Genomic DNA, 15,420 nt, shown 5'->3' with positions numbered 1-15,420 from the left:
GATTGCCCTGGCCTGCGCGTATGCCGCCGGACACGCTATGTGTGGTAGCTGAATCGGTGTCCCGGTGAGGCTCTGCATTTTGGGTGTCAGTTGAGACATCTGCCAGGTTTCGAAGTCGCCTTCAGGGCGATTTTCGAAGTTCTCTTCAGTGATTGCTAGGAATGCGATGACCACAGCTACTCTCCGCCCGCCCGCCATCCGTCGGTCCGCCGGGACCCGACCGCGCGAGGTCGGTGTGATCGCTCGGGTGCAGGATGCGGTGCGCGCACTGCCTGCCCCGCTCCTCCCGGGGGACACCGTCCGCGCCGCCACCGTGGGCGACCTGGCTTCCATCCACGTCATCGATGTGCGCACAGTCGCGGTCGTGGCCAGCCGTGACCGCCATATTCAGCCGATCGCCGCGATGATCGCTCGGCATATGCCTGATCTCATCGTCACCGTCATCCGCAGCGCGATCACCGTCTCCATCGCCTGACCGACCCTGGCCACCAGCAGCACGGCAGATGCCTGGCCACAGACCGGCACCGGAACCGAGGAAGTGCTCCAGGGCAGCACCGAAATCGCCGGTGGGCAGCCCGTGCAGATACAGCAGCGGCAACACCTCGGTCATCTGCGGCGACTTGCGTGCCCAGCCTTGCTGCGGCCAGCCCGCCGGACTGAAGCCGGCGGCATACGTCCACAACGAGCCACCGGGAAGCTCGGCGGCCTCGTCCCCGCTCGTGCTCGATCAACCGGGCACGAGCGCATCGGCTCAGCTGCCGATGACGGAGTTCATGATGGTTCCGGCGCTGGTGACGGTGGCGCCGCCGATCATCGCGCCCGCCACCATCTTCGGCGACTCGAGGCTGCCGCCGTTCCACTTCTCCCAGGCGAACCGGCCGCCGCCGTAGGTGACGGCGCTGACCCCGGACAGCAGAGTGAACCAGGTGAAGTAGTGGACCATCTTGAGCAGCTTGTCCGCCACCGGCGGGGTCTCCGGGGTAGGGTTGCCGATCTGGGCAAGCACAGTCGTGTACATCTCGTGTGCGGCGAGAACCATGCTCACGTTCGTTGTCCTCTCGGGATGCTGAGGTGATGTGGGCGCGATCACCGGCCCGAATGACACTCAGAACCGGCGGGAGCATGCAGGTAGAACTCGTCGATCACTTTTATTGAACCGCATGTGCCGCCCACTGCGCGGACAGACACGCCCGATCCGACGCCTTCCCTGCGCGTCGAACGACCATGTGAACCCCGCCCCAGAAGGGCGTGAGCGATTCACGCCTCTGGTGCGGATACCGGCCCGAACTCAGGCCAGTTCGGCGAGTGCGCCGGTGATTACGGCGGCGACCTCGTCAGGGTGGGTCTGCATAACCAGGTGGGGTGCATCGAGCTCGACGACCTTGCGCAGGCCGGCCCGCTGGTAGCCGAAGCGCTCGACCTCCGGGTTGATGGTGTGATCGGCCGCCGAGACGATCCCCCAGCCGGGCTTGGTCTTCCACGCGGCCGCCGAGGCGGGCTCGGTGAAGGCGACTGCCGACAGCGGGCGCTGGGAGACGGCGAAGACCCGAGCGCGTACTGGGTCGACCCCGGCGGCGAAAACCGCTGGGAAGGCGTCGATCTCGACCGATACATCGGTGCCGGGTTCGGCCGCTTCAACCGGGTACGGGGTGTAGACCAGGTGTGCGGCCAGATCGGAATCCGGGAAGCCGCCCTGCAATTGGCCCAAACTCTCCCCCTCCTCGAGCACGTAGCCGGACACGTACACCAGCCCGACCACGTTCTCGGCGACACCGGCGACGGTGATGACCGCACCGCCATAGGAGTGACCGGCCAGCAGCACCGGACCGTCGACATCCTCGGCCACGGCGCGGATGGAGGCGGCGTCGGCGGACAAGGTGCGGTTGTAGACGGGCGGGACCAGCACCGACACGCCCTGCGCGAGCAGCCGTTCAGTGACCGGGGCCCAGCTGGCGGCATCGGCGAAGGCGCCGTGGACGAGGATGACCGTGGGGGCGGGCATGGGTTTCCTTTCGTCGGGACACGGCAGGTAGCGCAGTGCCCCTTCGAGTTTCGAGCGGCGACGGGGATGACCGCCCCGCTTCACCGGCCAGGAATCCGCCCGATCAGGACACCGCCAGCTCCACGTCGTCGGGCAGCATGCCCGCCGTGGTGCCCGTCGTGCGGAATCGCTGCTGGTATTTGCGCGGCGAGATGCCCAGCCGTGCGATGAAGGCGCGACGCAGGGCCTCACTGTTGCCGTATCCGGCGGCGACGGCGGCCTCGGTCACGGAATGCCCGGCGTGCAACAGGTCTCGGGCGCAGCTCAGCCGCCTCAACGCGCCGCGCGCCCGCCTGCACGACATCGCCGAGGTGTCCCTGGCCACGCTGCCCGCACACTGGGCCGATCACCGCGAGCCCCGAGCAGCACACGCGCGCTAGCCGGGCGGGCCGTGTCCCGATTTCAGGGAATCCTGGCCGCTGAGGCGGGGCCGTCACCCACTCCCACGGCGAACACTGAAGTGGTGTGCGCAGTGTCGCGCGCACCTTCGACGCGACCCTAGGGAGACAACACATGGCAGGTAATCCGCACGGCATCTCACTCGAACCCGCCGCCCAGGCCTTCGTGGACGCGACCTCGGAACCGCCCTTCCTGTACCAGCTTTCACCGGAGGAGGGCCGCAAGACCGTCGACGGCGTGCAGGACTCCCCGATCTTCAAGCCGGAGATCGACGAGGAGTGGATCACCGTCGAGGGCGGACCGACCGGGCAGGTGCGAGCACGCATCGTCAAACCCAAGAACGCCACCGGCACCCTGCCGGTCATCATCTACACCCACGGCGCGGGCTGGGTCTTCGGCGATGCCCACACCCACGACCGCCTCGTGCGCGACCTCGCGGTCGGCGTGAACGCGGCCGTGGTGTTCCCCGAGTACGACCGTTCCCCCGACGTGCACTACCCTGTCGCCAACGAGCAGTCCTACCGCGTGGCCCAGTGGGTCACCACCGACGGCGCCGCCAAGGGCCTCGACACCACCCGCATCGCCATCGCCGGTGACTCCGTCGGCGGCAACATGGCGATCGCGCTGACCTTCATGGCCAAGGAGCGCGGCGACGTGTCCTTCCGTCAGCAGGTGCTGTTCTATCCGGTCACCGACGCGAACTTCGATACCCCGTCCTACCGGAAGTTCGCCACCGGCTACTTCCTGACTCTCGAAGGCATGCAATGGTTCTGGGATCAGTACACCACCAGTGAATCCGACCGCGCCGAGATCACCGCGTCGCCGCTGCGCGCGTCGCTCGACCAGCTGACCGGCCTGCCGCCCGCCCTGGTCATCACCGCCGAGAACGACGTCCTGCGCGACGAGGGCGAGGCGTACGCCGCCAAGCTGCGCGCCGCCGGCGTCGAGGTGACCGCCGTCCGTTACGGCGGTATCGTCCACGACTTCGTCATGCTCAACACCCTGCACGACACCAACGCCGCCAAAGCCGCTGTGGCGCAGGCGGTCAGCGTCCTGACCCAGGCCCTGCGGGACTGACTCCAGCCCTGACCCCGGCGGGCCACCTAGGGCGGACGAAGGTGGCCCGCCGGTCGCCGCACGCCCGCATTAGATCGAGCCCGCTGCCCGACAACAGAATCCGAGGGACCACCAATGACGCCATCGCAGACCGTGTTCGATCCGTCCCGATTCGAGATCGTCCCGCCCCGTACCTTCGAACAGCTGCGGATCGGCGAGGTGTTCCGCGCTCCCAGCCGCACCCTGACCGATGCGCACGCCTCCGCTTTCCAGTCGGTGTCGGCCGACAATCATCCGGTCCATTACGACGTCGAATGGGCACGCGCGCTCGGGCATTCGGCACCCGTGGTGCACGGCCTGCAGGTGCTGGCCTACACCGCGCCCGGCGCTACCCTGTTCCCGCACGTGATCGGCGAGGTGTTCATCGCGTTCACCGGCCTGTCGTGCGCCTTCCACGCCGAGGTCCACAGCGGGGACACCCTCTACTCCGAACTCGAGATCATCGAGCTCACACCCGAGGGCGACAACGGGGTCGTCACCGCCAAGGTGACCGTCCACAATCAGCGCGCCGAACTGGTGCTCTCGGGACAGCACACCTATCTGTTGCGCCGCACCCCCGCCCCGGCCACCGAGAACGGCCGGCACTGATGGGCGCGCTGCGCCGCGCCGTGGCCGACGACCTGGTCGAGGTGCTCGCCCGCGGGCCCGTGGACGGGTCGTGACGCACTGACCGTGGTCCCCGAAGCGGCTGTGACACAACCCATGTCGCCAGCCGCGCGAGCCAATGCCTTCCGTGCGTTGCGGTCTCGGCCGCTCCGGCTGTACTTCGGGGCCAGATCACTTCCGCCAGCGGCACCTTCGTGCAGGCGACGCCTGGCTGGCTGGTACTGCAACTCACCGGATCTCCCGCCTCGCTGGGGATGGTGCTGGCGGCCGGCGGAGTGCCGCAATTGCTGTTCGGGCCGTGGGGCGGTGTGGTCGCCGATCGGGTCGACCTGCGGCGGTTGCTGATCGGCACCCAGATCGCCTACGGCCTGCAGGCGGGACTGCTGTGGCTGGCGGCGGAGACCGGGCGGGCGGGAGTGCCGCTGGTCATCGGAATCACTGTGTTGGGGGGACTCGTGCAAATCGTGGACTCACCGGCCCGGTAATCCTTTGTCGCGCAACTGGTTCCGGCTGCGGACCTGGCCAGTGCGGCCAGCGTCAACGCTGTCGTGATGAACAGTGCCCGCGTTATCGGCCCCGCACTGGCCGGGGTGCTGATCGCCGCCTCCTATCTCGCGGTGGTCATCGCGCTGGCCGCGGTGCGCCCGCTCACCGCCACTGCCGCGACCCGCGCCCCGAGGGGCGGCGTGTGGTCCGCGCTGCGGTATGCCGGGACCCGCCAGCGAAACAGCCGTCCATATGCTGCGCATCGTCTACGGCGGTGCGTTTGTGACGACTAGCAGGCGTGCTCTCGCCCTCGTCCCTGTTCGCTGCTCGTCAGCGGTTGGGATTGATCGAGGTGATCCAGTCGTCGATGGTGAGGACGTCGGCCTGCACGGGGAAGACTTTCTCGGTGAGCGCCCAGTGCACCTCGGCGTCGGTGTCGAGGCAGCCGTCCTCCAGCACGGTGAGGCCGAAGTCCAGGTCGGAGGCTTCACGCAGGGTGGACAGCACCACGCCGCTGGTGGCGATGCCGGTGAGGACCAGCCCGTCGATCTCGCGAGCGCGCAAGAGCAGGTCGAGGTCGCTGCCCGTGAAGGCGCTGACACGCGTCCGCGTCACGACGAGATCGGAGGGCAGCGGCGCGACGTCCGGATGGATCTCCGCGCCCGGGTCCTGGTCGGTGAACCAGACACCGTTGCCGAGGCCACGGAGCATCTTGTTGCGCGCGCTGGCTTCGGGGTGCCCGGCGCGGAATCCGACGACCACGTAGATCACCGGTATCTCCGCGGCGCGGGCTGCCTCGATCGCACCGTGCAGGCGTGCTAGATATCCGGCACCCTCGCCGAAGCGGTCCACGATGCCTCGCTGGACGTCCATCACCAGCAGGGCGTTCTGCGCCATTGTTTCCGCCCTCTCATCGCGTCGGCCCACCGGGCAGGTAGGAGGCGAGGTTGGCAAGCACGGCGTGCGGATCGGCCGGAACCCCGTGGGCAGCCAGGTAGCCGTCCGGACGGATCAGGAGAGGCGTCTGCAGCCTGTCGACGAACTGGAAGCTCAGAGGACCGATTCGGCCGCTGTCAGTCGGTCCGGTGGAGGGATTCGGCAGGGCCAGGGTCCAGTCGAGACCTGCGGCTGGGACGAGCGTAGGGGAGACACGTTGCCCGACGTGGCTGGTACCGTCGGCCGGCTCGGGCGAATAGCTGACGTCGAGTTGGGACAACCGCCTCGCCAGCCAGTCGGTAATGCCCGGTGCCTTGGCGGCTGCGGCGATGATGTCGTTGCGCCGCTGGCACAGTTCCGGATCACGCATGGTGGCGACATTGGTGATCTGACTGGTGAAGGCGACCAGACCGGAAGCCACGGGATGGCGCTCACGGTGGTAAGTGTCCAGGAGACCCTCAGGGGCCAGCCCGGTGAGCACGGCATGCAGCTTCCAAGCCAAGTTGCCGGCGTCCTGAACCCCGGTGTTCATGCCCTGGCCCCCGGCCGGGCTGTGGGTGTGCGCAGCGTCCCCCACGAGGAAGACCGGACCGTCGGAGAGCCTCTCGGCCACGCGCTCCTGCACGCGGTAAGTGGATGCTGTGCTGACCTCGACGACCTTCGGCCCACCTTCCCGCGGGCCGCGGGTGGCCAGCAGCGTCTCGGTCTCTTCGGCAGTGGGCGCCGTCGAACCGGGAGCAACGGATGCAACCACCCGGTGCTGGCCGTCGGCCAGCGGTATCGTCACCAGCATTCCCTCGGAAGAGAAGAAGAAAGCGGTGTCCTCCAGTGGCACGGAAGCCGAACCCGGCTCGAAGCGGACATCCGCCAATGCGAACAGCTGCTCTCGTGTCTTGCCGGGGAAGCCAATCCCTGCCGTGGAGCGCACCCTGCTGTGAACGCCGTCGGCTCCGATCACGTAGCGGGCGTACACGGCACGCACCGAGCCGTCGGGAGCGGCGACGGCGACGGTCACACCGGGAAAGTCGGGGCTGAAGGTGATGAACTTGTGGCGGCGGTGGACCATGCCGCCCAGCTCGGTCAGGCGGCGATCGAGATGTTCCTCGGTGGTCTGTTGGGATACCAGAAGCATCATCGGAAACGGCGTGTCCAGGTTGTCGTAGGACCCACGCAGCAGAGTGCGCGAGTCGTCGTACATGCTGAAGTGGTGGCCTCGAATTCCTGCGGCCACCAAGCGGTCGGCAACACCCACACGGTCGAGGTACTCCAAAGCGCGGGGCTGGACTAAGGCGGCCTTGGTGCCGGGCTGGACCGAATCGGTGCGTTCGATGAGCACGTGCTCCACGCCAAGCTGGGTAAGGCTGGCGGCGAGGGTGAGCCCGGCGGGGCCTGCACCGACGATCAGGACATCGGTCTGCGTGGGCAGTACGTCGTTATGAGAAGGAGCCATGACCTGGTCCTCCTTCGGTGTGGAAGCGGGGACTCAGCACATCTCACGCTACGGTCGGCGGGTCATCCGGCCGCAGAGTCGGAAGTCCTCACTGGCCCGCGCCCGGATCGATTATCACCGCTGAAGGTTTATAAGGCCCGGGTGACATGTTCGGCCTGTCAGACGAGCGTAATGCCTTGTGCCAGCGGTGGATCGTGGCCTCGGGAACGCGGTTTCGACGGTTCGCTGCGTGAGCAGCCATGCAACTAGAGGTAGGAGCCGCTGATCAGTAGGCTCGGTAGGCAGCCGCTCTCATAACGGCCTCACCTTCGAGGGAGAGGTATTGATATGCGCGCCATCCAGATTGAACAGTTCGGCGACCCTGCACAGGTGCTCCGCGTCGTCGACATCGAGGAGCCGCCGCCACCAGGTCCGCATGAGGTATTGGTGAGCGTTGAGGTCTCGCCGTTGAACAAACACGACCTGCTGGTTGTCAGGGGTGTGCTGACGCAACCACCCCTGCCCCACATACCAGGCGCAGAGGGGGTCGCCCGCGTGCTTGCCACTGGCCCCGAGGTTGATGGACTTCAGGTCGGCGATCTGGTCGTGCTACCCCTGTATGCCGGTGCGTGGCGTGAGCGGCTCGTCGTGGCCGCCGACGGCCTGTTCGCAGTCCCCGCCGGCGACATCGAGCAGTACTCGATGCTGGGCAGCAACCCCCCGACGGCAGGGTTGATGCTCAGTGAATGTACCCCCCTGCAGCCCGGTGACTGGGTGGTTCAGAACGCCGCGAACTCCGGTGTGGGGCGGTCTTTGATCGCACTAGCCAAACTTCGTGGACTGAAGACGATCAACCTGGCCCGTGACGACGCAACGTTCGCCGAGCTCACAGAGGCCGGGGCCGACGTGGTCCACGGCGATGACCCCGATGCGGTCGGCGATGTTCGAGCAGTGATCGGCGACGCGCGAGTCGCGCTGGCAGTGGACTCCGTGGGTGGTCCGGTGGTGGCGCGGCTGCTCGAATTGCTGTCCGACGGTGGATGGTTGGTCAGCTATTCCTGGGCCAGGGACGAACCCATGTGGGTCGACACCTCGACACTGGTCGGCAAGCACCTCACCGTCCGCGGATTCTTTGTCGGCGACTTCGACTACCGCGACAAGGTGGCGCCTGTCATTCGTGAGGCGGCACCGCTGGTGGCCGACGGCTCCCTTGTTGTCCCCGTGGCGGGCGTGTACCCCCTCGAGCATATCCAGGACGCGGTGCAGCATCTCCTCCGTGGCGGCAAGATCCTGCTGAAAGTGGCGGGGTGATGAAGGTGCGTCGACGAACGCGGGGCAAACGCAGGTCGGCCCCGGCATCCAGCCCGGCCGGTGAGGCGAAGCGGTGTGACGCTGACCCTCACTGGATCGGCCCACGCCCCCGCCGAACCGGTGACCTGCCTGTCGAATCGGCAGGTGGACGGGCAGGCCACCTGTGCGGTGTGCGGCTAGACCGCGTCGGCGGCGGTGCGGATGAGGTTTGCGACGACTTCCGGCCGGGAGACGTAGATGGCGTGGCTGCCGGGAGTGTCGGCGACGGTGGCGCCGATCCGTTCGGCCATCGACAGCTGTGCGCCGGGCGGGATCATCTTGTCTTCGGTGACGTGCAGGTACCAGCTGGGCTTGCTGCGCCAGGCGGGTTCGCTGATCGCTCCGCCGAGAGCGTCCAGCCCCCAGGGGACCTGGGAGTCGGCCAGGAACGCGGCATCCTGCGCGGGGAGATCTCCGGCGAAGGAGTAATGGAACTTGGCCCGGTCCAGGAACAGGTAGCCGTCGACCGGCGGCAGGATCGGTGGCTGCGGGCCGTCCTGCGGGAAGCCGGTGATGAGGCTGTTCACCGATTCGCCCTTGTCGGGGGCGAATGCGGTGATGTAGACCAAGGCGGTCACCTTGTCGTGGGTGCCGGCCTCGGTGATGACCGCGCCGCCGTAGGAATGTCCGACCAGGACCGCGTCGCCGTCGATGCCGTCGAGGATCTGGCGGGTCGCCGCAGCGTCATCGGCCAGGGATTTGGTCGCGTTCTGGACCACGCGCACGATGAAGCCGTCGCGGGTGAGTTCGTCATAGACGTTGCGCCATCCGGCTCCGTCGACGAATCCGCCGTGGACCAGCACGATTGTCGGTTTGCTCATGGCAACCTCCCTCATTGGCGGGGTGGCGCGATAGCACACCCCGGAACTGCCGGTCACATCGTCGGTCACCGAGGATCGTTCTGACGCGGACGACCGTGCACTTGATGTGGACGAGAGCGCATCACTGTCTCGTCGGCGGCGTGGGTACGCCCGGGGTTGAGCCGGGCTCGGAGTGGCCTCGCCGCATCTCGCCGGGGCTGATTCCGTAGGCAGCGCGGAAGGCCCGGTTGAAACCGCTGATGTCGCCGAATCCGCTGCGGTGCGCCAGCGTTGTGATGTTCAGATGGGCAAGTCGGCGATCGAGTAGTTCCTCGCGGACACGCGCCAAACGACGACGGCGGATATAGAGCGCGACCGACTCGTTCTCCGCCTGGAACAGCTTGTGCAGGTAGCGGGTCGAAATGTTGGCTGCCGCAGCAATTTCGGTCGGAGTCAACGCCGAATCCTGAAGGTGCTGCTCGATGTAGGCTTTGATGCGCGTCATCAGGCTCCGCTGCGCGGCATCGGCATGCCTGGCCTCGTCGGGTTCCGCGAGCAGGCACACTGCCAGATCGGTGGTGCGAGCCAGTATCTCCTCGGACTGGGACTCCGCCACATCGGCACCATGACGAATCAGGTCGAGTACGAATCTGCCGACGACTCCGGATAGTCCGTGCTGTCCCGACAACACGCGCCCGCTGACGGTGCGGCGCTCTCTATCGCTGAGCGGCACCGCATCCGAGGGCACCGAGAGCACCGATACCGACCACGGTCGGGTGAACGTCCAGGTGAACGGCCGTGAGTTCTCGTAGACGACGAAGTCGCCCGGCGTGAGCTCGGCGATCCGACTGTCCTGCTCCAGTGACGCCGCACCGTCGGTGAGGACCGCGATCTGGAAGAACGCCGTATCCGACTTCTGGATGCAGCGCGGAGTCCGCCGATGTATGTGCGAGCTCGCGGTCAGCTCGGCGAACAGCAATCGCCCGCGGACCGTTCCTTCCAGCCGCGCCACCGGATCGGGGGAACGATCCCAGCCCTCCAGATTCACCGGTGCGAAGGTGTCGCCTAACACATGATGCCAATAGTCCTCGCGCTCAGGAGGATTGACCTCATCGGTCGATGCAACAATATCGGGCACAGCTCCCCATCTTCCTCGCCGCCGCGCGATGACGTCGGGTTTGGAAGTGACGAATCCATGACGCCCTCGACGGGCACTCGCCATCAACAACTCGATCCATTTCGCGCCCTGGAATCGGCTACTTAAGACTTGATGCCAGGGCTTGATCCCGGCCAGGATCAGTCCCAATGAGTTCGACCCAGCGCCCAAAGTCACGAAGCAGATATTCTTTGACTTTCGGATGCATTTTTGACTCCTTGTCGACTCCTCTTAAATTCTGACACCTGCCCTGCTTTATTCGAATCCCTACGAATTCCGGGCCAGCCCAGCGGTAACTGGAGATGTCCCCAGCGTATTTCGTTCACCATGTCCGCATAGCCTTCACGAGCCTCGCTCAGATGGAACCATGCCCGGTGTCGCGTCTCACCGTCGGCCGAATGCAGCACTGTCCACCATGCCTCGGTATACATTTTGGCTATGCGGCTGATCACCTCGCCGAGCGTATGAGTATGATGGCGCGCACCTTTCGTGCGTGGTATATTGCGCGCGGTCCAAGCATCGATTTCATTGACAGCATGATCGATGGCTGCGCGAATTTGCTCCTCAGCAGGATTTCTTTGCCGCAGCGTATCCTCCAGCTTAAACGGGATGAGTTCGGCATGCATATCAGCGAGTTCTCGCGCCCACTCGGCCAGGGGAGAGATACACGAGCTGCGTCCCGCGATTGCCTGGAATAGATGTGCAGGTTCCAACAGCGGCAACGGCTTGGTCGGAGAAGACGGGTAGTTCGGTTGTTTTATCGTCGGTCTGTATCCCTTCAAGTACCTCGATCATCATCCATACCGATGCCTCTTGTGTGGCTTCGAGTTCACGCATATCTTCCCTGCACACGCACGGCGGTCCCAGTCGTGCACCCAGCCCGGTACCGATGACACCGCAGCGACCTTACGAACAGGTTCGCGGAGGAAGCCGAGTTGCAAGGTCGCTTCCGCCGACGGTGGCCGTACCCTGCTGAATATGCGCTATACGACATCTATTTAAGTGCCGGTGTATCGACATCGGGATGCCAGCGCACCCCCGGACTCGGCTGACCGAATGTGCGACCTCACACCGTCGTCCAGAGATCACGAGACGTTGCACCGCTCAGCGCTACGCTCGCGCGAGCCAAGATTGTGCAGGCAGTGGGCGAAAATCCGGCCAGTCGCAGCCGTTTGGCATCGAAGGGCCGGCGATGAGCCGAGGTCCGCCGCGCCCCACTGTCGTTAACATGCATGTAACAAGGCGTCGACACTGCTCAGGACAAGGCCAGCAACGCCAGTGCCGCGTCCCCGGGGATAGTGACGTCGAGTCCGGTGAGGTCCCGGAACCGCTGCAGGCGTTTGAGCACTGTGTTCCGGTGGCGGTAGAGCCGGGTCGCCACCTGTCCGACGTTGCCGGACTCGAGGAATGCTTGCACGGTTTCGACTATGCGGTGGCGTTCCTCGTCACCGAGGATGTCGAGTCCGTCGGTCACACGGTCGACCGGATCGGCTCCGCCCTCGAGTTTGCGGCGGGCAACTCGCGCCCAGACTTGTGGAAAAGTGACCAACTCTGACTCGTCATCTGTCAACACGTGTGCGATGTCCAGGGCGGAGTCGGCGGCCGACGGTACCTTACCGAGTCCCGCGACCTCCGGGACGAACCCGGCACGCACTCCGGACAAGAGCCGGTACTGCAATTCGGTTTGCGGCCCTTTCGACTTCCGAGGGGCCTGCCAGAACCCAACAATCCCGCCATTCCATTCGACGGTGAACAGTTTCTCTGCGCTGGCGCGGGCCTGTGATTCAGCCCGGTGGATCGCATCCGCCTCCGGCATGAGTGCCATCACCACGCGATAGAACGCGGACTCGTCGGTCCCCAGTGCCGCGGCGAGTCGAGAAATATTCGAAGGCAGATGCGGGGGCCGGAGCAGTTCGAGGAGGAAGCCGCGCTGTTGATCGCTCTCTTCCCGGGCAATGATCGCCATCTCCTCCAGGTAGCTCTGCTCCGCAGTGCGGGCGTAGGTATCGACGGCGCCGCACAGGTCTTCGACGTGCATCGCCAGCACCATCGCATCGCGGTGGTGGCTGCGCCACAGGATGTACGACCAGATCACACCGAAGCACTCGCGGACGGCGGCCACCAGGCTTTCGACCGGCAGGCCCTGGCGTGCGCGGCGCCGCCCGAGTTCAACCGGCAGGTCACCCATGCAGGTCGTGCTGGGTGCGGTGGTGTTGCGCAGGATCAACTGCAGCGACTTCCATGCATCATCACGGACTTCGTCCCGGTCGACCAGTCCGCTGTCGTAGGGGGGGATTTGCATGATCTGTTTGAGGTAGGAATCGGCGAGTTGATCGATTTCGGCGGCCGCGCCTGCGAGCAGTTCCCGCCACCGAGGCTGAGTGTCCACTTTCAATTTCGGTAACCCCTGCACGGTGTCACCACCTTCCCGCGATCGCGGCTGTACACGCGGCTTGATCGCCTGCGTCGACAGAGGGCGCCCGCGTCGGCCTCGATCGAAATAGCGCGCAGCAGGCGTATACGCCGTCAGGATAGCTCGCAGGAGGCGTAAGCCGCATGGAGGAGTGTGAACAGCTTGGGACTGCGCCTCCACAGCATCAGGCAACTATCGGCACGGAGTCGTCCTTTGTGCTGTGTTCACCTGACACGCACGACACCAGGTGCAGCCGGAGCAGTACACCAGCTAGATCGCTTCTCGAGCTCACTGCGGGCGAGCAGCTGCTCAAATCATCGCGTTGCACGCAGTCAGCTATTGGTGCGAGTATCGCCATGTTTGCGTGTCTATAGTTGCTGCGCATTCGGTGCTGTGCGGGTGATCGGCAGCGGGTGCGCGGTCGGGCTCCGTTGGATTTCACCGGGCACGAGCGGGCGACTAGTTCGAGGTCGTCGATGTCGACCCGCAGCAGTTCCTCTGCCCCTACCAGGACCACGCCGCTGCGCCCGGATCGAGGAAACCGAATAGTTTCAGCTCAATAAGCATGTGCGAGTAGAATAGTCACGGTGCCCATGTTTCGTGGCAGGCAGTCGACGTGCCGCCGACCGCAGGGTCGGCGAGACAAAGATGTCGCGCTCCATACTTCGTCGCGGAGCCTCCATCAAGACCAGGTGACCGTTGGACGGTGCCGAGAGTCGGCATGAGAAATCGTGTGCCAGGGCCCGATGAGACGCGATCAATAAGAAGCAACCTAAAGAGGTGAATCGTGCCCGAGAATCTTCCCCGCAAGGCTCTGATCGCCATTAGTAGCTACCATGGGGTAATCTATCCTGACGGTACAAAAACCGGTCTCTTCTTCACCGAGGCGCTCCATCCATTCGAAGTGTTTACGCTTGCTGGGTTCGAAGTGGATCTAGCCACAGAAACAGGCACATACGGTTTGGACGATCTCTCGCTTACCGAACGATTTCTGAAAGGTGACGACAGGGCGATCTTCGACAACCCGGAGCATCCGTTCAACGTAGAGTTGAATTCGAAATTGAGGAAAGCATCCGATTTGAAGAAAGAGGAGTACGGATTGTTCTTCGCTTCTGCTGGGCATGCAGCACTCTATGATTATCCGAGCGCCCGAGGGCTTCAGGTGATCGGCGAAGACGTCTGGGCTCGGGGAGGTATCGTCGCCGCTATCTGCCATGGGCCGGTGATCCTGCCCAAGATGATCGACTCCGATACCGGTAATTCGGTTATCGAAGGGAAAACCGTGACCGGATTCACGATCGAGGGCGAGATTGTCTTGAGTGTCCTCGAGAAGCTCGAGTCCGACCGGGTAATCCCCGTCGTCGAAGCAGTAAGCACCGTGGGAGCAGACTACAGCTCTCCCATGAATCCGTTCGACGACTACTCCATTACTGCCGGCCGAGTCATTACTGGAGCCAATCCGGCAAGTGCGCGTAGCGCAGCTGAAAGGGTCGTGAAGGCCTTCGACAACCTTCCGAAGGCATAGGGCGAGGCAGCCGTTCGCCTCCTTGGTGAGAGGGATGATGGAAGAAGCGGCTTCGTTCTTCGGCAGTGTGGGGTCGGGCTCTGGAGGTGATATCGCCTCGTGGGCGAGCGTTCCCACATGGGCTAGCACGTCGATGACACGCCAGCCCGCGCATGCCGACGGCAACTCCCATTGGTCGTCGCCGATCAATTTCAAGATATCGGCGAGTTGCGCGTTGCTCTGTCTTGCCGCGGCGAGGCCGGCCAGGGTCACCGTGTTCTCCTCGAGTCGGCCCACCGCAGAGGCGTGTTCAGTCAGCTGGCCGGAACGCGACGCGACAGGCGGTAAGTGGCTGCCACATCAGTCCGGCCGAGCCCTTCACGCACGCCCGCGTGCAGGCGTTCGCGCACGGTTTCTGCTATGCCGAGGCGTAGGCCCGCGGCACGGGCGGCGTCGGTGATCAGCCCGGCGTCTTTCGCCGCGGCCTGTAGCGGGAATGAAGGGGTGTCGAGATCGTCGCTGATCATTCTCGGTCCCTTGGTCTGCACGTAATCGCTGTTCACTCCGCTGTGGCCGATGGCGTCGATCACGAGCATCGGATCTACGCCCAATGCCTCGGCGAGCGTGAGGGATTCGGCAATGCCCTCGACCGTCGCGAGCACCCACGCGTTATAGGCCAGTTTCAGCGCGCTGGGCTGGCCGACGTGATCGAGCCACAGTGTGCGCGATCCGATGGCGTCGAAGAGCGGCTGGACTCGTGCGCGTGTATCGGCTTGCGTGGAGGCGGCCAGGACGGTCAAGGTGCCGGCGATTGCCGGCTCCTTGGTGCCGAGCAGCGGGGCCTCCACGTATTCGGTGCCGAGCCGGTGTGCCTGTTCGGCGAGTCGACGACTGCCCTCTGGTGCGACTGTGGCTGACTGCACCCAGGCCACGCCCTCGCTCAATCCCTCGCGGGCCTTGTCCATCACCTCGGCGACGATCGCTTCGTCGGCGAGAGTGGTGAGCACCGCGTCGGCGCCTCGGACGGCGTCAGCCGGGGAGTCACACACCACCGCACCGACATCGGCCAGGGGCTCCGCGAGCTCGCGGTTGCGGTTCCACACCCGCAAGCCCATCGCGGCGCCGGCGATGTTGGCCGCCATCGCGGCTCCCATCGTCCCGGTGCCGAGTACGGCCACCGTTAT

15 protein-coding genes and 2 pseudogenes are annotated in these 15,420 nt (G+C 65.2%); 6 read left to right on the top strand and 11 right to left on the bottom strand.

Translation table 11 applies throughout. The annotated features are described in order from the left end of the window. Positions 1 to 166: 166 nt before the first annotated feature. The gene (locus ABH933_RS23345) at positions 167 to 475 is read left to right on the top strand and encodes a hypothetical protein (RefSeq protein ID WP_429420212.1); all 309 of its coding nucleotides are present in this window, start codon (positions 167 to 169) and stop codon (positions 473 to 475) included. Positions 476 to 751: 276 nt separating this feature from the next. Here the strand turns inward: ABH933_RS23345 and ABH933_RS23340 are convergent, their stop codons facing one another. The 3 genes from ABH933_RS23340 to ABH933_RS23330 all read right to left on the bottom strand — a co-directional run bounded on the left by ABH933_RS23340 (position 752) and on the right by ABH933_RS23330 (position 2,366). Beyond that, the gene (locus tag ABH933_RS23340; RefSeq protein ID WP_040825353.1) at positions 752 to 1,039 is read right to left on the bottom strand and encodes a hypothetical protein; all 288 of its coding nucleotides are present in this window, start codon (positions 1,037 to 1,039) and stop codon (positions 752 to 754) included. 249 nt (positions 1,040 to 1,288) lie between these two features. Then, positions 1,289 to 2,002, bottom strand: a complete 714-nt coding sequence (locus ABH933_RS23335; RefSeq protein WP_429419746.1) for an alpha/beta fold hydrolase — start codon at positions 2,000 to 2,002, stop codon at positions 1,289 to 1,291. A gap of 103 nt (positions 2,003 to 2,105) precedes the next feature. After that, on the bottom strand, positions 2,106 to 2,366 hold the full coding sequence (locus tag ABH933_RS23330) for a helix-turn-helix domain-containing protein (protein ID WP_429419748.1): 261 nt from the start codon (positions 2,364 to 2,366) through the stop codon (positions 2,106 to 2,108). A gap of 188 nt (positions 2,367 to 2,554) precedes the next feature. Between ABH933_RS23330 and ABH933_RS23325 the strand changes: the two genes are divergently transcribed. From ABH933_RS23325 to ABH933_RS23315, 3 genes and pseudogenes are all read left to right on the top strand, one after another. Next, a complete protein-coding gene (locus tag ABH933_RS23325) occupies positions 2,555 to 3,517 on the top strand; it encodes an alpha/beta hydrolase (RefSeq protein WP_429419749.1) in 963 nt (320 codons plus the stop codon). A gap of 114 nt (positions 3,518 to 3,631) precedes the next feature. Continuing rightward, a complete protein-coding gene (locus tag ABH933_RS23320; RefSeq protein ID WP_429419751.1) occupies positions 3,632 to 4,144 on the top strand; it encodes a MaoC family dehydratase in 513 nt (170 codons plus the stop codon). A 188-nt stretch (positions 4,145 to 4,332) separates the two neighbouring features. Continuing rightward, positions 4,333 to 4,941 (top strand): annotated as a pseudogene (locus tag ABH933_RS23315) (MFS transporter). 37 nt (positions 4,942 to 4,978) lie between these two features. Here ABH933_RS23315 and ABH933_RS23310 read toward each other — a convergent pair. Both ABH933_RS23310 and ABH933_RS23305 read right to left on the bottom strand, forming a co-directional pair. Continuing rightward, the gene (locus ABH933_RS23310; protein WP_429419752.1) at positions 4,979 to 5,545 is read right to left on the bottom strand and encodes a cysteine hydrolase family protein; all 567 of its coding nucleotides are present in this window, start codon (positions 5,543 to 5,545) and stop codon (positions 4,979 to 4,981) included. 13 nt (positions 5,546 to 5,558) lie between these two features. Next, positions 5,559 to 7,034: an FAD-dependent monooxygenase gene (locus tag ABH933_RS23305; RefSeq protein ID WP_429419754.1), complete on the bottom strand. Its 1,476-nt coding sequence runs from the start codon at positions 7,032 to 7,034 to the stop codon at positions 5,559 to 5,561. A gap of 327 nt (positions 7,035 to 7,361) precedes the next feature. On the opposite strand from ABH933_RS23305, the gene ABH933_RS23300 reads away from it, so the two are divergent. Further along, complete coding sequence (locus ABH933_RS23300) at positions 7,362 to 8,324, top strand: zinc-dependent alcohol dehydrogenase family protein (protein WP_429419756.1); 963 nt, start codon at positions 7,362 to 7,364, stop codon at positions 8,322 to 8,324. Positions 8,325 to 8,500: 176 nt separating this feature from the next. Here ABH933_RS23300 and ABH933_RS23295 read toward each other — a convergent pair whose 3' ends face one another. The 4 genes from ABH933_RS23295 to ABH933_RS23280 form a co-directional block, all read right to left on the bottom strand. After that, a complete protein-coding gene (locus ABH933_RS23295) occupies positions 8,501 to 9,184 on the bottom strand; it encodes an alpha/beta fold hydrolase (protein ID WP_429419758.1) in 684 nt (227 codons plus the stop codon). Between the two features lie 121 nt (positions 9,185 to 9,305). Next, positions 9,306 to 10,496 (bottom strand): helix-turn-helix domain-containing protein, encoded by a 1,191-nt coding sequence (locus ABH933_RS23290; RefSeq protein WP_429419759.1) that lies wholly within the window; start codon positions 10,494 to 10,496, stop codon positions 9,306 to 9,308. Continuing rightward, complete coding sequence (locus ABH933_RS23285) at positions 10,493 to 11,101, bottom strand: hypothetical protein (protein ID WP_429419761.1); 609 nt, start codon at positions 11,099 to 11,101, stop codon at positions 10,493 to 10,495. The genes ABH933_RS23290 and ABH933_RS23285 overlap by 4 nt, the downstream gene beginning before the upstream one ends. Positions 11,102 to 11,574: 473 nt before the next feature. Beyond that, entirely contained in the window at positions 11,575 to 12,912 is a 1,338-nt protein-coding gene (locus tag ABH933_RS23280) for a PucR family transcriptional regulator (protein ID WP_429419763.1), read from the bottom strand. Positions 12,913 to 13,519: 607 nt separating this feature from the next. On the opposite strand from ABH933_RS23280, the gene ABH933_RS23275 reads away from it, so the two are divergent. Further along, complete coding sequence (locus ABH933_RS23275) at positions 13,520 to 14,257, top strand: DJ-1/PfpI family protein (protein WP_429419765.1); 738 nt, start codon at positions 13,520 to 13,522, stop codon at positions 14,255 to 14,257. Between the two features lie 105 nt (positions 14,258 to 14,362). Here the strand turns inward: ABH933_RS23275 and ABH933_RS23270 are convergent. Both ABH933_RS23270 and ABH933_RS23265 read right to left on the bottom strand, forming a co-directional pair. Then, positions 14,363 to 14,509 (bottom strand): annotated as a pseudogene (locus ABH933_RS23270) (maleylpyruvate isomerase N-terminal domain-containing protein); the annotation flags it as partial. Positions 14,510 to 14,550: 41 nt separating this feature from the next. Beyond that, positions 14,551 to 15,414 (bottom strand): NAD(P)-dependent oxidoreductase, encoded by an 864-nt coding sequence (locus ABH933_RS23265; RefSeq protein WP_429419767.1) that lies wholly within the window; start codon positions 15,412 to 15,414, stop codon positions 14,551 to 14,553. Positions 15,415 to 15,420 lie beyond the last annotated feature (6 nt).

It is taken from the genome of Nocardia sp. GP40 (genome assembly GCF_050434125.1).
GTDB classification, from domain to species: domain Bacteria; phylum Actinomycetota; class Actinomycetes; order Mycobacteriales; family Mycobacteriaceae; genus Nocardia; species Nocardia albiluteola.
Note: the sequence above shows the minus strand (reverse complement) of the source record. Positions and strands in the feature narration are given on the sequence as shown.

Excerpts from the sequence above, each read along its gene's own strand:
- ABH933_RS23345 (WP_429420212.1), top strand. The coding sequence starts at position 167 with ATGACCACAGCTACTCTCCGCCCGCCCGCCATCCGTCGGTCCGCCGGG.
- ABH933_RS23340 (WP_040825353.1), bottom strand. The coding sequence starts at position 1,039 with ATGGTTCTCGCCGCACACGAGATGTACACGACTGTGCTTGCCCAGATC.
- ABH933_RS23335 (WP_429419746.1), bottom strand. The coding sequence starts at position 2,002 with ATGCCCGCCCCCACGGTCATCCTCGTCCACGGCGCCTTCGCCGATGCC.
- ABH933_RS23325 (WP_429419749.1), top strand. The coding sequence starts at position 2,555 with ATGGCAGGTAATCCGCACGGCATCTCACTCGAACCCGCCGCCCAGGCC.
- ABH933_RS23320 (WP_429419751.1), top strand. The coding sequence starts at position 3,632 with ATGACGCCATCGCAGACCGTGTTCGATCCGTCCCGATTCGAGATCGTC.
- ABH933_RS23310 (WP_429419752.1), bottom strand. The coding sequence starts at position 5,545 with ATGGCGCAGAACGCCCTGCTGGTGATGGACGTCCAGCGAGGCATCGTG.
- ABH933_RS23305 (WP_429419754.1), bottom strand. The coding sequence starts at position 7,034 with ATGGCTCCTTCTCATAACGACGTACTGCCCACGCAGACCGATGTCCTG.
- ABH933_RS23300 (WP_429419756.1), top strand. The coding sequence starts at position 7,362 with ATGCGCGCCATCCAGATTGAACAGTTCGGCGACCCTGCACAGGTGCTC.
- ABH933_RS23295 (WP_429419758.1), bottom strand. The coding sequence starts at position 9,184 with ATGAGCAAACCGACAATCGTGCTGGTCCACGGCGGATTCGTCGACGGA.